10 protein-coding genes are annotated in these 16,213 nt (G+C 42.9%); 1 reads left to right on the top strand and 9 read right to left on the bottom strand.

Annotated elements, in window-relative coordinates; all coding sequences use genetic code 11:
• Positions 1 to 16: 16 nt before the first annotated feature.
• The gene (locus tag UE46_RS01690; protein ID WP_036060246.1) at positions 17 to 997 is read left to right on the top strand and encodes a polyprenyl synthetase family protein; all 981 of its coding nucleotides are present in this window, start codon (positions 17 to 19) and stop codon (positions 995 to 997) included.
• Positions 998 to 1,085: 88 nt separating this feature from the next.
• On the opposite strand, the gene tuf is transcribed toward UE46_RS01690, so the two are convergent.
• From tuf to rpoC, 9 genes are all read right to left on the bottom strand, one after another.
• Positions 1,086 to 2,273: an elongation factor Tu gene (tuf, locus tag UE46_RS01685; RefSeq protein WP_036060245.1), complete on the bottom strand. Its 1,188-nt coding sequence runs from the start codon at positions 2,271 to 2,273 to the stop codon at positions 1,086 to 1,088.
• Positions 2,274 to 2,559: 286 nt separating this feature from the next.
• Entirely contained in the window at positions 2,560 to 4,650 is a 2,091-nt protein-coding gene (gene fusA, locus UE46_RS01680; RefSeq protein WP_036060243.1) for an elongation factor G, read from the bottom strand.
• 75 nt (positions 4,651 to 4,725) lie between these two features.
• Positions 4,726 to 5,196 carry a 30S ribosomal protein S7 gene (rpsG, locus tag UE46_RS01675; RefSeq protein WP_036060241.1) on the bottom strand — a complete coding sequence of 157 codons (471 nt, stop codon included), beginning with the start codon at positions 5,194 to 5,196 and terminating at the stop codon, positions 4,726 to 4,728.
• Positions 5,197 to 5,408: 212 nt separating this feature from the next.
• Entirely contained in the window at positions 5,409 to 5,822 is a 414-nt protein-coding gene (rpsL, locus tag UE46_RS01670; protein WP_036060238.1) for a 30S ribosomal protein S12, read from the bottom strand.
• Positions 5,823 to 6,214: 392 nt separating this feature from the next.
• A complete protein-coding gene (locus UE46_RS01665) occupies positions 6,215 to 7,846 on the bottom strand; it encodes a peptide ABC transporter substrate-binding protein (protein ID WP_036060235.1) in 1,632 nt (543 codons plus the stop codon).
• Positions 7,847 to 7,867: 21 nt separating this feature from the next.
• The gene (locus UE46_RS01660) at positions 7,868 to 8,647 is read right to left on the bottom strand and encodes a gamma-glutamyl-gamma-aminobutyrate hydrolase family protein (RefSeq protein ID WP_051492869.1); all 780 of its coding nucleotides are present in this window, start codon (positions 8,645 to 8,647) and stop codon (positions 7,868 to 7,870) included.
• Between the two features lie 140 nt (positions 8,648 to 8,787).
• Positions 8,788 to 10,818: a penicillin-binding protein PBP4(5) gene (gene pbp4 / locus UE46_RS01655; protein ID WP_233230963.1), complete on the bottom strand. Its 2,031-nt coding sequence runs from the start codon at positions 10,816 to 10,818 to the stop codon at positions 8,788 to 8,790.
• Positions 10,819 to 10,886: 68 nt separating this feature from the next.
• Positions 10,887 to 11,873 (bottom strand): aromatic acid exporter family protein, encoded by a 987-nt coding sequence (locus UE46_RS01650; RefSeq protein ID WP_118907352.1) that lies wholly within the window; start codon positions 11,871 to 11,873, stop codon positions 10,887 to 10,889.
• A 470-nt stretch (positions 11,874 to 12,343) separates the two neighbouring features.
• Positions 12,344 to 15,961, bottom strand: a complete 3,618-nt coding sequence (gene rpoC, locus UE46_RS01645; RefSeq protein ID WP_257791168.1) for a DNA-directed RNA polymerase subunit beta' — start codon at positions 15,959 to 15,961, stop codon at positions 12,344 to 12,346.
• Between the last annotated feature and the right edge of the window lie 252 nt (positions 15,962 to 16,213).

The following is a 16,213-nucleotide window of genomic DNA, read 5'->3' as shown; positions in this document are numbered from 1 at the left end:
GAAATGAGGATGAATTATGCAACTTCACCCGATGTGGGACGCCTATCCAAATCTGCAAACCGATTTAAAAGATGTACTCACAACTATCGAAAAAAGTATCCAAATCAGAGATAAGCAAGTCGAGAAAAATGTGAAAGACTTGATTCATGCTGGCGGTAAACTGTTGCGCCCAGCTTATGCTTTACTTGCAGCGCAAATCGGCCCTGATCGTGATCGCGATCGTGCTATTGCAGTTGCAGGCGCCCTCGAAGTCCTACATATGGCGACGCTGATCCATGATGACGTTGTGGATGATGCGCCGACAAGACGCGGGGTACCAACGATCCACTCCAAATATGGACGTAATTATGCCGTTTACACTGGAGATTATCTTTTCTGCATCTGTTTTAAAATTCTATCGAGTCATGCTAATTCTGTTGAGAACATTGAGTTTAATAGCAAAAATATCGAAAAAATCTTGATGGGCGAATTGGATCAAATGCGGATGCGTTATGATATTAACGTGACCGTGCGCCAATATTTATCTCGCATCTCCGGAAAAACAGCGCAACTTTTCGCTTTGAGTACTTTTTCTGGTGCATCGCAAAGTAAAGCTACTCGTTTTCAAGTGCGCAATGCTTGGAATATCGGACATTATCTCGGAATGGCTTTTCAAATTATCGATGATGTTCTGGATTACACGAGTTCGAACGATGGTTTAGGCAAGCCCGTTTTAAACGATGTGAAGCAAGGCGTCTACACACTGCCGCTCATTTATGCGATGCAAAAACATCAATCCGAATTCCAGCCACTACTTGAAAAAGGCCTAGAGATGACAGATGCGGATCTTGAACAACTGCTCACTCTAATAGCGAAATATAATGGCGTAGAGCAAGCTTTTGCACTCGCCGATAAATATACTAAAAAGGCGTTACGCGAGATCAAGAAGCTTCCACAAGGCGCGTATCGCGATCAAATGTACGAGCTAACTTCATCCATTCTAAAAAGAAACATTTAGTCCTTCAACGGATTACATGTTTCTTTTTCTAATTTAGAACGAAAAAAATCCGAACCCCCAAAAAGGAGTTCGGATTTTTAAGTTGAAATTATTTAGAGATAGTCGCTACTACTCCAGCGCCTACAGTACGTCCACCCTCACGGATAGAGAATTTAGTACCTTCTTCAATCGCAACTGGTGCGATTAGTTCAACAGAAACCTCAACGTTATCGCCAGGCATAACCATTTCAGTACCTTCTGGAAGCATAACAATACCTGTTACGTCAGTAGTACGGAAATAGAATTGTGGACGGTAGTTGTTGAAGAATGGAGTGTGACGTCCACCTTCTTCTTTTGATAAAACATACGTTTCAGCTTTGAATGTAGTATGTGGAGTGATCGAACCTGGCTTAGCTAGTACTTGGCCACGTTGGATATCTTCACGAGCTACACCACGTAAAAGTGCGCCAATGTTGTCGCCTGCTTCAGCGTAATCAAGTAACTTACGGAACATTTCTACTCCAGTTACAACGATTTTCTTAGTTTCTTCAACAAGACCGATAACTTCAACTTCGTCACCGACTTTAACTTGTCCACGTTCAACACGACCTGTAGCAACAGTTCCACGACCAGTGATTGAGAATACATCCTCAACTGGCATCATGAATGGTTTGTCAGTGTCACGAGTTGGAGTTGGGATATAGCTATCCACAGCGTCCATAAGTTCGTTAACTTTTTCTTCCCATTCTGGCTCACCTTGAAGAGCTTTAAGAGCAGAACCTTTGATTACTGGAATATCGTCGCCAGGGAATTCGTATTCAGTTAATAGATCACGGATTTCCATTTCAACTAATTCTAGTAATTCTTCGTCATCTACCATGTCACATTTGTTCATGAAGACAACAAGGTAAGGAACACCAACTTGACGTGAAAGCAAGATATGCTCACGAGTTTGTGGCATTGGACCATCAGCAGCAGATACTACTAAGATACCACCATCCATTTGCGCAGCACCAGTGATCATGTTTTTAACATAATCGGCATGTCCTGGGCAATCTACGTGTGCGTAGTGACGGTTTTCAGTTTCATACTCAACGTGAGCAGTAGAGATTGTGATACCACGTTCTCTTTCTTCTGGAGCACCATCGATTTGGTCGTATGCAGAAGCTTCTGCAAAACCTTTTTTAGATAATACTGTAGTGATTGCAGCTGTTAAAGTAGTTTTACCATGATCGACGTGTCCGATAGTACCAACGTTAACATGGGGTTTTGAGCGGTCAAATTTTTCTTTAGCCATTTTAATATTTCCTCCTTAATGTTTAAAAAAATTATTGATAACACGCGGACAATGCCGCGCGAATCTCGTTACTATAGTTATACAGGATACAACAAAAGTTTGCAATCAATCCAATCGCTAATCGTTCACTTCATACGCAAAACTTGCCTGTAACGCTACACCTCAGCGGATCGACAAATGCTTAGATTCTAAGCAATTTCGAGTACCGGAGCGGAGCGTACATCGGTACGTGAGCACCGGAACGCAGGAATTAACGACGGAGATGAGCGTTTGTCGATTCGCTGACCTAGTCTTCTTTGTTGTTTCCGCCGTTGGCTTTAATAATTTCTTCACCAACGGATTTTGGAACTTCTTCATAGTGATCAAACTGCATAGTATAAACTCCGCGACCTTGCGTACTTGAACGTAGGTACGTAGCGTAACCAAACATGTTTGCAAGTGGAACGAAGGCACGAACAACTTGAGCGTTACCGCGTGCTTCCATACCATCTACACGACCACGACGAGATGTGATGTTACCCATAATGTCTCCAAGGTAATCCTCAGGTACAATTACTTCAACATTCATCATTGGTTCCAAGATGACAGGATTACATTTCTTAGCCGCGTTACGAAGAGCCATAGAAGCAGCCACTTTAAAGGCCATTTCATTGGAATCGACATCATGGTAAGATCCGTCATATAATTTTGCTTTAATATCGATTAGCGGGAATCCTGCAAGTACACCATTACCTAGTGCGCCTTCAAGACCTGCTTGAACTGCTGGGATGTATTCACGCGGAACAACACCACCGACAATAGCATTCTCGAATTCAAAGCCTTTTCCTTCTTCGTTAGGACCAAATTCGATCCAAACGTGACCATATTGACCACGACCACCGGATTGACGAACGAATTTACCTTCGACTTGGGCAGATTGGCGGAATGTTTCACGATAAGAAACTTGTGGATCTCCCACGTTAGCTTCTACCTTGAACTCACGACGCATACGGTCAACAAGGATATCTAAGTGAAGCTCACCCATACCAGAGATGATTGTTTGACCAGTTTCTTGGTCAGTCTCTGTACGGAATGTTGGATCTTCTTCTGCAAGTTTTGCAAGAGCTTGACCCATTTTATCTTGATCGGCTTTTGATTTAGGCTCAATAGCAACCGAGATAACTGGTTCTGGGAATTCCATGGACTCCAAGATGATTTGTTGCTTTTCATCACATAGCGTGTCCCCAGTAGTTGTGTCTTTCAAGCCAACAGCAGCAGCGATATCACCACAATATACGATCGAAATCTCTTCACGGTGATTTGCGTGCATTTGAAGGATACGTCCAACACGTTCACGTTTACCTTTAGATGAGTTTTGAACGTAAGAACCTGAGTTCAAAGTACCTGAGTAAACGCGGAAGAAAGTAAGACGACCAACATAAGGGTCAGTCATAACTTTAAACGCAAGAGAGGAGAATGGCTCGTCATCACTTGGGTGACGTTCCGCTTCTTCTTCTGTGTCCGGTAAAATACCTTTAATAGCAGCAACATCAGTTGGCGCTGGAAGGTAATCTAGTACTGCATCAAGCATCGGTTGAACACCTTTGTTTTTGAATGCTGTACCACATACAACAGGGTAGAATTCAACAGCAAGTGTTCCTTTACGGATACCAGCTTTCAATTCTTCTTTTGTAGGCTCTTCACCTTCAAGATATTTCATCATTAGATCTTCATCTAAGTCAGCTACCGCTTCAACAAGCTTCGCACGATATTCATCGGCAAGCTCTTTTAAGTCAGCTGGGATTTCACGAATTTCAGGATCGCTACCTACGTCATCAACGTAGTATAAAGCGTTCATTTCCACAAGGTCAATGATACCTTCAAACGTGTCTTCCGCACCGATTGGTAATTGGATTGGGTGTGCATTTGCATCTAGACGGTCATGTAATGTACCTACAGAATACAAGAAGTCAGCACCGATTTTATCCATTTTGTTTACAAATACTACACGAGGAACCCCGTAAGTAGTTGCTTGGCGCCAAACTGTTTCGGTTTGTGGTTCAACACCTGATTGTGCATCTAGAACGGCAACAGCACCATCAAGTACACGAAGGGAACGTTCAACTTCAACAGTGAAATCTACGTGTCCTGGTGTATCGATAATGTTTACGCGGTGACCTTTCCATTGCGCAGTTGTCGCAGCGGATGTGATCGTAATACCACGTTCTTGTTCTTGTTCCATCCAGTCCATTTGTGATGCACCTTCATGTGTTTCACCAATTTTATGAATACGCCCTGTATAGAAAAGGATACGCTCAGTAGTAGTGGTTTTACCAGCATCAATATGAGCCATAATACCAATATTACGCGTCTTTTCTAAGGAGAACTCTCTAGCCATGGGTATTTCTCCTTCCATTATTAACGATTTAGTTAGGCAACAAGCGTTGACCTAGTCGCGCGGATAAGATAGATCTTACCAGCGATAGTGAGCGAATGCTCTGTTTGCATCTGCCATTTTATGCGTATCTTCACGTTTCTTAACGGAAGCTCCGGCATTGTTAGATGCATCAAGAATTTCGTGTGCAAGACGTTCTACCATGGTTTTTTCTCCACGAAGACGTGAATAGTTAACTAACCAACGTAGACCTAGCGTTGAACGACGGTCAGGACGAACTTCAATCGGAACTTGATAGTTAGCTCCACCAACACGGCGAGCTTTTACTTCAAGAACTGGCATGATGTTCTTGATTGCTTCGTCAAACACTTCCATAGGATCTTTTCCACTTTCTTGTGCGATGATATCGAAAGCTGAATAAATGATAGTTTGCGCTTTTCCGCGTTTACCATCAATCATTAGTTTATTGATTAGACGTGTTACCAATTTCGAATTGTACATTGGATCTGGTAATACGTCACGTTTAACAACAGGACCTTTACGAGGCATTGGATATCCTCCTTTCAAAGAGTAAGATTTTTATTCGTGTGCTGACAAACGCTCATTTTCGTCGTTAAAATCTCCGCTCCGATGCTCACGTACACTAGTACGCTCCGCTTCCGTGCTCGACTTTGCCTAGAAACTAAGCATTTGTCAACACACTGGGTTTGGCGATAAATCACGATAATGACTATTTTTCAGCATTCTTGCTAAAGTTTTTATTATTTTTTAGGTTTTTTAGTTCCGTATTTAGAACGGCTTTGTCCTCTATTTTCAACACCAGCTGTATCTAGAGCACCACGTACGATATGGTAACGTACCCCCGGTAAATCTTTAACACGTCCACCACGAATAAGTACAACACTATGTTCTTGTAAGTTATGTCCGATACCTGGGATATAAGCAGTTACTTCAAGTCCGTTAGTCAAACGTACACGAGCGTATTTACGAAGCGCCGAGTTAGGTTTCTTCGGAGTCATTGTACCAACACGAGTACATACACCACGTTTCTGTGGAGATGATACGTCAGTTAATGATCTTCTGAAAGTATTTAGGCCTTTGTTAAGTGCTGGAGAGTCTGATTTCTTAGTTTTAGATTGACGCGGTTTGCGAACTAATTGATTAATTGTAGGCATTTTTTGGTTTCCTCCTTCCGATATTTCTAGAGCCACACATCCAGGTGGTTCATTTTTTCTTTAAAATAAAATTGCTGATAGACCAAAGCCTAGCAACAGCTTCTATTTCCTATACCTCGTCACGAAGGAAGAGGCACCTTGGTTATAATACCATTCTTCGTGGGCGATTGTCAAGCATTTCGACTATGTTTGTTGTGTTAAAAAAGAATAGCTAGAAACAACAATGGATTCCGTGTTTTTAGCTACTCTTTTGTGTGTTATTTAAGCAATGTTTAATTGTAAGATTTAAAAACCTTCCTATCTATATTCTAATTTGCTTAGTTTATTTATATCTTGACTGATAATTCAAGACACAAGAAAGGTTGGGTTATTTGCACCCAACCTTTCAACATTTATTTCACATAAGCTAATCGGAAAGATATATTTCTACCGAATGGATAGATTTGTACATCTTGGACTTCTGGATTTAAGAGATATGCTGTTGCTCCTTGGTAAAATGGCGCGATAACAGCATCTTGGCTGATTAGTTGTTTTTCTAATTCTAGCATCTTATCCCAGCGTTTTTCTGGATCAGTAGCAAGCGTACTTTTGACTTCATTCAGGCCACTATCATACGTACTGCTGTTATATTTCGAGAAATTTATACCGCCATCTGATTGATACACCTCTAAAAAGTTGATTGGATCACTGTAATCTGGAGACCATGTGCCATAGAAAATATCGTAATCGCCAGCTGTAGTTAAGGCTAATCGATTCTTTAATGGTACGCTTTTAATTTTCACGGTGAGACCTGGTAAGTTCTTTTCAAGCTCACTTTGCAAAAATTCAACGGTTTTCTTGGATACTTCGGTGTCAGATGATAGGACTTCTAAAGTTAGCTTATCGATCCCTAGCTCTTTTTTCGCCGTCGTCCATTCGGATTTTGCTTTTTCAGGATCAAAAGTCACGAGATCGCCGTTTTCAGCGCGGAAGTCTTTGTTGTTTTCTGGATCTTTCGCGAAATCGGATGGGATATAGCCGTTTAATGCTTTGGAACCGTCGCCAAGGATTGTTTGTGTGTACGCATCTTTGTCGAATGCCATAGACAGGGCTTTGCGTAAGTGGACGTTTCCGGTGGCTTTGCGGTCTTCGTTAAAGCCTAGATAGCCAATTAATGACTTGCTTTGCGAATGGTAGGCTTTGTTATCTTTGTATTTTTGGACAAATTCGTCGGTTAGCGCTGTGTACTGGACATCTCCTGTTTCGTAGAGATTGACGCCTGCGCCTGTATCTTTGGCAACTTGGACTGCGACTTTATTTAATCTTACGTTTTCTGCGTCCCAATAGTCTTTATTTTTGACGTAGTTCCATGATGTTCCGATGCCTGACCAGTCTTTTAATAGGAAAGGACCATTTGATAAAACGGTGTCTGCTGATGTCCCATATTTCGAGCCTACTTCCTTTACAAATTTCTCATTTTGGGGCAAAAATGGCGTTCCTGTTAGCAGTTTCGGTAAATAAGGAATCGGATTTTCTAATGTAATTTCCAGTGTTTTATCATCGATTGCTTTGACGCCCAGCGTATTTGGCTCTGCTTTTTCATTGCGAATTTGGTTTGCATTTTTGATGACATCCAGTTGATTTGAGCTTGGCGACGCGGTTTTCGGATCGACTACTTTTTGAAATGCAAAAACGAAATCAGCGGCGGTAACTGGCTCACCATTGGACCATTTAGCGTCATCGCGGAGCTGGAATGTGTACACTTTTTTGTCTGCGCTTACGGTTGGGTCAGCTTTAGCAAGGCCTAGTTCCGCGTCATTGTCTGGATTCACGCGGTATAGCCCTTCTGAAATTTGACCGATCGCATCCGAGCTGAATGTGTCACTGTAAAGCGCGCTGTCTAGTGTTGCGATCTCGCCCGCTGACGTGACTTTGATTGATTGCTTGGCGCTTCCTTTTACTTCGTCTTTCGTTGTGTCCGATCCACATGCCGCAATGACTAAGCCAATCACCGCAATTATCGTGATAAGTATCCCTTTTTTCATGTTGTTTCCTCCCCTGAAATTTTAGCGTAATGTTGCTATTTTTTTGAATTTTGCAGGTGCATTGTAAACTTGTTTCATCGCGCCTAATTCAGCATTTTTAGTGAATTCTTGAAACACTCGCTTCATCCCAATTTCGGTTTCTATAATGAGTTCTGGATGCCACTGAACGCCGACAACGAATGGGCTGCCTTGTTTTTCGATGGCTTCGATGACACCATCCGAGGCCCGCGCCGTAATTTTTAAGCCGGAACCTAAAACGTCAATCGCTTGGTGGTGGAATGAATTGACTTGCGCTGTTGTTCCTAACATGTTAGAAAGTCGTGATCCGCGCTCAATGCTAATAGCGTGCGTTGATTGCGTGGCTTCGGCTTGTTGCATGTGCTCTAAATCCGTGTTTTCGATATAGCTTGTGTCTTGATGAAGTGTTCCTCCGAATGCGATATTCAACAACTGCGCGCCACGACAGATCGCGAGCACTGGCTTCTTTTGTGCCAAAGTTTCTTTTAAAAGCGCTAATTCAAAAGCGTCACGAACGAGCGATACGTCTCCCAACTCCGCTTCGGATTCCGCGCCATATAAAGCTGGTGAAACATCTTGACCGCCTGATAAAATGAGCCCGTCTATCTGGTTGACAAAAGTCGTGATGAGCTTCGTATCTGTGACGGGAATAACGAATGGCGCAGCGCCACTGTTTGCGACCGCAGTTATATAATCTCCGCCGACATATGTTCCGTTGCGCGAAATCGTGTTGGGTACTTGTTCTGCTAATTGTGTCGCTGAAATCCCAATAATCGCCGTCATGAATGCTCACCCCTTTTTTAATTCGCATCTATTTACTCGGAATTAATATTTCATTTATTATAACCCTATTGAAATGAGAAGTAAAGGAATTTCACAAAAAAGCCTGAAAAGTCATATAGACCTCTCAAGCTTTGAGTTGCTTATTTATAAAATGATTCCATCACCGGTTTCATCTTCTCAATCACGAGTCCACTACCACCGCGACCATTCACGCCTTCAATCATCGCTAGCACGAGGTAATCTGGTTTATCGCTATCAAACGCAAGTAGGAATCCATTTTCAAGACCACTTTCGCCTTGTTTTTGTTTCAGTTCCGCGGTTCCTGTTTTCGCTGCGATGTTGTGTCCTGCTATTTGGAGTTTATGCGCGGTTCCTTCTGGTTTGGAAACGGCTTGCACGAGTGCCGATTTAACCGTATTTGCTGTCGCCGCACTCATCGAATCTTTCGCTGCTTTCGTTTCTTCGGTTTCTCTCAATTTCGGATAAACCATCTTGCCATTGTTCGCGAATGGTGTGTACGCAACGGCTTGCTGGATTGGCGACATCAATAATTCACCTTGTCCATATGCCGTATCCGCTAGCAAAATGTCCGATTTGATGCCATCGTTGGAAATCTGCGCTGGTTCCATATTGAACGGTAAATCAAATTCCTCGCCAAAATCGAATTTTTTCAGGCCGTCTTGGAATTTTGTTTCGCCCATTGCTAGGCCTTCTTGTGCAAAATAAATATTATCGGAGTTCACGAGTGCATCAACCATGTTCACTTTCGGAATATCATGGACGCGCGTCACGAAATACTTGCCCCACGATTTATCTTTTTGCCACTGTAAGCCGGAGATTTCGCGTACTTTGTCGGGTTTTGTCGTACCATTTTCAAGCCCAACTGCCGCCGTGATTGTTTTAAAAGTAGAACCTGGTGCATAGCGTGTCGCGTAACGGGCTAGGAATGGGAGATTTTTGTCATCTGTGTATTTCTTGTAGTCCGCACTGGAAATACCTGCGACCATTTGATTCGTATCGTAAGACGGGGAGCTGACTAGCGCCACCAGATTTCCGTTTGTCGGATTGATAATCGTCGCCGAACCTACTTCACCTTTTAGCGCGTTGAATGTGTCTTGTTGAATCTTGCTATCGATGGTGAGCTTGATATTTTCGCCGTCTTTTTTCTCATTTTGTTGGAGAACGGTTTCTTCTTTTGTTTCATCGTTTACGATCAGAATTCTGCCACCATTCGTACCACGCAGCGCTTTATCGTAATAACGCTCAAGCCCAGCTTTTCCGATAAAGTCGCCCACATTTAGCAGTTTATTTTTCTCGATATCTTCCGCGCTAACTTCACCAACGTAGCCAATCAAATGCGCTGCAGCCTGACTTAACGGGTAATAGCGCGTTTCAATCGTGGCATAACTAACGCCTGCCATCTGAACCGGTGAACCTGTCGTCAATACTTTAATCGGCACAAATGTATCCGGATGCACCCAGCTTTGCGACAATTTCTTCTCTAAATCAGCAACGGGAATATCAAACGCCTTGCTGATCGCCGCCAAGTTCTTCGTCTTCGCCTCGCCCTCACCAAGATCATTCGGAACGATTCCTGCTTCGCTCACATTTTTATTTATCGCGAGGCCTTTGCCGTTCAAATCCTGAATTTGTCCGCGCTTCGCCTCATCCGTCGTCAAGCGAACCTTATCCGATTTCACCATCCCTGGGAAAATTAAATTTGGCTGCCAATCGACTTTCCAATCATCGTCTTCACTGGAAATTGTGGCGTTATATTTCTGCTTAGCAAGTTTGCCAAGCGTCGTCGTCATTTCCAGACTGTACGCCAATTTGTAATTTTTCTTGGCATCGTCGTATGTCACTTTCAGATCCGCAACTTTAATATCGCGCGCATCGATGCCGGTGTATACCGTTTTATATTTGGTTTCCATTTCGTCCGCTGTAAAACCGCTCGACTTCAACGATTTCTTTGTCACATCATCAGACAGCTTCGTGAAATTCTCTTTTTTGATATTCGTTGTAAAATTTTCTGCGGCCGCGTTCGCCATTTTTTCATTTTTTGCATTACTATTCATGAAATAATACGTAACGCCCCCGATAATTGCAAGGACTACAACAACGATGAGGCTAATCCAAATCACTTTTTTGCTATTCTTTTTTTGTCTCTGCACCCTGATTCCTCCATTTTTATACCGTTTTCATTGCTTCTTTATTATAGCAAAGGATGGCGTGGATGGCACTAACTAGCGCTGATCTTTACTATTTCTTTACCTTCTGAAAACTGCTTCGTGAAATCGCGTTTTAGCTCTAATAAGTAACGTAAATCATTGAGAAATTGGAATAAAAGCGCGCGTCCTTCGAATTCATCTCTCGTTTTTGGTAGCTCACTTTTGCGAAAATCTTCAAGCATTTGGTTTACGTCTGCAATCAAATCTTCTGCTGGATTTTTTTCCGATAGCGATAAGGCTGTTTTTTCGACCAAACTCGCCATTTTTGCGGCATGATCTGTTAAAATTCCAACTTGGCGAACGGATTGGTTCATCTGCCGAATCACGCGTAATTGTACGGTTCGCATATCGATATACTTAATGTAATAGCGCGAATCTGCAAATAGCTGGTTATCAAAATGCCGGCTCGATTGGTCATTGGCCTCCGTCAAGTACTCCGCCAACTGCTTGATCAGCTTTTTTTCATCCAGATAAACTGGTTCTCGTTTCAAATCCTGCGCGAAACAAAAAAAGATTTGACGCATAACGGATTCGATTTTTTGATGCTGCTGCTTCATTTCTGTGTCCATTTTCGGCATGTATAAGTTTAAAAGGATTCCAATTCCTGCGCCGACTGTCATGAGTAGCATTTCATTTGTGAACCAAAATAAGGAGAGCGACTGCTCCACCAGAATATGCGTCACGAGGACGGAGCTGACCACGATGCCATCTGTTACTTTAAGTCGTACGGCGATTGGGATAAACACGAGTAAATAAAATCCAAATGCAATCGCGTTGAAACCGAGTAGCATGAAGAAGATTGCGGAGATTGTTAGTGCAATGATCGTCGAGTAGACGCGCTGAATCGCGAGTTGTATGGAACCTTTTTTTGTATTTTGAATGCTTAGGACGGTAATTAATCCTGCTGAAACGGCGTATTCAAGACCCCACCACTCGGCGATGAGTATTGCGAGTGTCGCGCCTACAGCTGTTTTTACCGTACGCAATCCTATTTTCAAAGTCTTTCACCTCTTTTTTCTATTCTTTTTTATTTTACACTATTTGATACAAATTAAAAAGTGCAGGTGTAGATATCATTTAGATCTAACTTTCTATGTTCTGGCCATATGTATTTTTTGTACATCAAAGTTCAAAATTAAATTATGATTTCTCGTATACTCTAGTTTTTGATAATAAAAAGTCACCGGCGAAAATTTTGGTTTCGCCGGTGACTCTCTGTATTCTCAATCGAGTTTCGCGTGCCAGGCCTTCGGAACTTTCACCCCCTCCACAAAAGTCAAAAGCGGACTTTTATTGCGGCGGCTCCAAGTTCTTTCAGTCCTGACGGGCACGCTCAACATCTAGGTCTCAATCGAGCTTCGCGTGCCAGGCCTTCGAAGTTTTCTCCCCCTACGCAAAAATCAAAAGAGGATTTTCACTGCGGCGGCTCCAAACTTTTTCAATCCTAGCGGGCACGCTTAGCATCTAATTAAATATGCTTCGTTTCTTCCAAATCTGCAACTTCTTGTTCTTTACCTAGCACCGACGATTTCAGCTTGCGGTAATGGTGGATACCGGTACCGGCTGGGATCAGTTTACCTAGGATTACATTTTCTTTCAAGCCGAGCAATTCATCGGTTTTACCTTTGATTGCTGCATCTGTAAGAACGCGTGTTGTTTCTTGGAAGGATGCGGCGGACAGGAAGGAATCTGTTTCAAGGGATGCTTTTGTAATACCTAGCAATACTGGGCGTCCAGTTGCTGGTTGTTTGCCGGCAAGTAGTGCGTCGCGGTTAGACTCGGTAAATGTGTGTACATCCATTAATGTTCCTGGCAAGATGTTTGTATCACCAGTGTCCATTACGCGGATTTTACGCAACATTTGACGAACCATTACCTCAACGTGTTTATCGCCGATTTCAACCCCTTGCATCCGGTAAACTTTTTGTACCTCAGCAAGTAGATATTCTTGTACGGAAAGAACGTCACGAACGCGAATCAATGCTTTCGGATCAATCGAACCTTCTGTCAAGGCTTCCCCACGGTCAACAATGTCTCCGATTTTAACGCGAAGGCGGGCAGTATAAGGAATACTGTAGCTACGACGGTCTTCATCTTTACCTTGTATCACGATTTCTTGTTGGCGATCGCGTGCTTCTTCAATAGAAACAACTTCACCCTCAACTTCGGTAATAATCGCTTGACCTTTAGGATTACGTGCTTCAAAAATCTCTTGGATACGTGGAAGACCTTGCGTGATATCGTCTCCGGCTACCCCACCTGTATGGAACGTACGCATTGTAAGCTGTGTACCTGGTTCTCCGATGGATTGCGCGGCGATAATACCAACGGCTTCTCCGACTTCAACTTCTGTTCCTGTTGCCAAGTTTTTACCATAACATTTCTTACATACACCGTGTCGTGTGTTACATGTGAACGCAGAACGGATAGTTACTTTTTCAATACCGGCTTCGATAACAAGACGAGATTTAGCCTCTGTAATCAAGTCATTTTCAGCAACGATAACTTCGCCTGTTTCTGGATGTCTGATCGATTTACGAGCATAACGACCTTCCAAACGTTCTTCCAAAGGCTCGATAATCTCCGTACCCTCGCGGATAGCTTCAATTTCAAGACCGCGGTCCGTGCCACAATCGTATTCACGAATGATAACATCTTGTGCCACGTCCACCAAACGACGAGTAAGGTAACCTGAATCGGCTGTTTTAAGGGCTGTATCGGTAAGTCCTTTACGCGCACCATGGGTTGAGATAAAGTATTCCAAGACAGTTAGTCCCTCACGGAAGTTCGATGTGATTGGAAGTTCTACGATACGTCCAGATGGATCGGCCATCAGACCACGCATACCTGCAAGCTGTGTAAAGTTGGAGATGTTACCACGAGCTCCTGAATCTTGCATCATGAAGATCGGGTTTAAGCGATCCAAACTCAAGATCAGTTTGCCTTGGATAACGTCTTTCGCTTCGTTCCAGACAGCAATAACACGTTCGTATCTTTCGTCATCAGTGATTAGACCACGACGGAATGTTTTCGTAATTTTCTCTACTTTATCATGCGCTTCTTCAAGAATGTCATGCTTTTCTTCAAGCGTCAAGATGTCGGCGATACCAACTGTCATACCGGCTTTTGTAGAGATTTTGAAACCTAGATCTTTCATGCGATCGAGCATCCGAGAAGTTTCTGTGATATGGAACTTTTTGAAAACTTCCGCGATGATGTTTCCTAGGATTTTCTTCTTGAATGGCTCAACGATTTCTTGTTCTTGGATGAATTTTTTCACGTCTGTGTTTGTATCCACGAAATATTTCTTAGGCGTTTCAACTTCAAGATTATAATCAGTTGGCTCGTTAATATATGGGAATGTCGTCGGTAAAATTGTATTGAAAATTAGTTTACCAACAGTTGTAATTAATAGTTGCTCGCGTTGCTCATCGGTAAATCTTTCGTTGTCAATCGATCCTGCAACAACGGCGATACGCGAATGCAAATGAACATAACCGTTTTGGTATGCTAATTGTGCTTCGTTAATATCAGTAAATACCGTACCTTCCCCAACTGTACCTTCACGTTCAAGCGTCAAGTAGTAGTTACCTAATACCATATCTTGAGAAGGCGTTACAACCGGTTTACCATCTTTCGGATTCAAAATGTTTTGGGCAGCGAGCATCAAAATACGTGCTTCTGCTTGTGCTTCTGCGGATAGTGGAACATGGACAGCCATTTGGTCACCATCAAAATCGGCGTTATAAGCTGTACATACTAGCGGATGCAGACGAATCGCACGGCCTTCAACAAGTGTTGGTTCGAAAGCTTGGATACCTAGTCTATGCAAAGTAGGTGCGCGGTTAAGAAGCACTGGATGCTCACGAATAACTTCTTCTAATACATCCCAAATTTCAGGTGAAGAACGTTCGATTTTGCGTTTTGCACTCTTAATGTTATGCGCAAGGCCACGACCAACCAATTCTTTCATCACAAAAGGCTTGAATAGTTCGAGTGCCATTTCTTTTGGAAGTCCACATTGGTACATTTTAAGGTTCGGACCAACTACGATAACGGAACGACCAGAATAATCGACACGTTTACCTAGTAAGTTTTGACGGAAACGACCTTGTTTACCTTTAAGCATGTGCGACAGTGATTTCAGTGGGCGGTTACCTGGTCCTGTTACCGGACGGCCACGACGACCATTATCAATCAAAGCATCGACTGCTTCTTGGAGCATCCGTTTTTCATTTTGCACGATGATATTAGGCGCACCTAGATCAAGCAAGCGTTTCAGACGGTTATTCCGGTTAATAACACGGCGATAAAGGTCATTCAAATCACTTGTCGCAAAACGTCCACCTTCAAGTTGAACCATTGGGCGGATTTCTGGCGGGATAACTGGAAGCACGTCAAGAACCATCCAACTTGGATCATTGCCCGAATGACGGAACGCTTCTAGAACTTCTAAACGACGAATCGCACGAGTTCTACGTTGCCCCTGTGCCGATTTCAATTCTTCTTTCAAGCCATTTACTTCTTTTTCAAGTTGGATGTCTGCAAGAAGTTTTTTGATTGCTTCAGCGCCCATCCCAGCTTGGAACGATTGGCTATATTTCTCACGGTAAACGCGATACTCTTTTTCAGAAAGCAATTGTTTCTTTTCAAGCGGGGTATCGCCTGGTTCTGTTACAACATACGAAGCAAAATAGATAACTTCTTCTAAAGCACGCGGTGACATGTCAAGTGCAAGTCCCATACGGCTCGGAATACCTTTAAAGTACCAAATATGTGTTACTGGTGCAGCAAGTTCAATGTGTCCCATACGTTCACGACGAACTTTGGACTTCGTAACTTCAACGCCACAGCGGTCACAAACTACGCCTTTATAGCGAACACGTTTGTATTTCCCACAAGAACATTCCCAGTCTTTCATTGGTCCGAAGATTCTTTCGCAGAACAAACCATCACGCTCAGGTTTCAGCGTACGATAGTTGATTGTTTCTGGTTTTTTAACTTCTCCGTGTGACCATGAACGAATTTTATCTGGAGACGCAAGACCTATTTTCATATACTCAAAATTTTTCACATCTAAAACCAATGGTCTACCTCCTATATTCTAGCGGATAGCCTATTCCATATAAATTGGCGACAAGCGCTCGCATTCAGCTATTCTTGCGGACTTCCGGTTCTCACATACGCAAGTATGCTCCGCTTCCGGCTTCCACAACAATAGCTGAATACAACCGCTTTCGCTCAATTTGTTTAAAGCAGAATGTACGTCTTACCCCATTCAAACAAAAAGAATTGGTTCGGCGTCTTCTATCCAACTAATGTTTTGTTATTCATGTTC

Origin of the sequence: Listeria weihenstephanensis (genome assembly GCF_003534205.1) — a bacterium.
Lineage (GTDB): Bacteria > Bacillota > Bacilli > Lactobacillales > Listeriaceae > Listeria_A > Listeria_A weihenstephanensis.
This window is presented reverse-complemented; position numbering and strand designations above follow the sequence as displayed.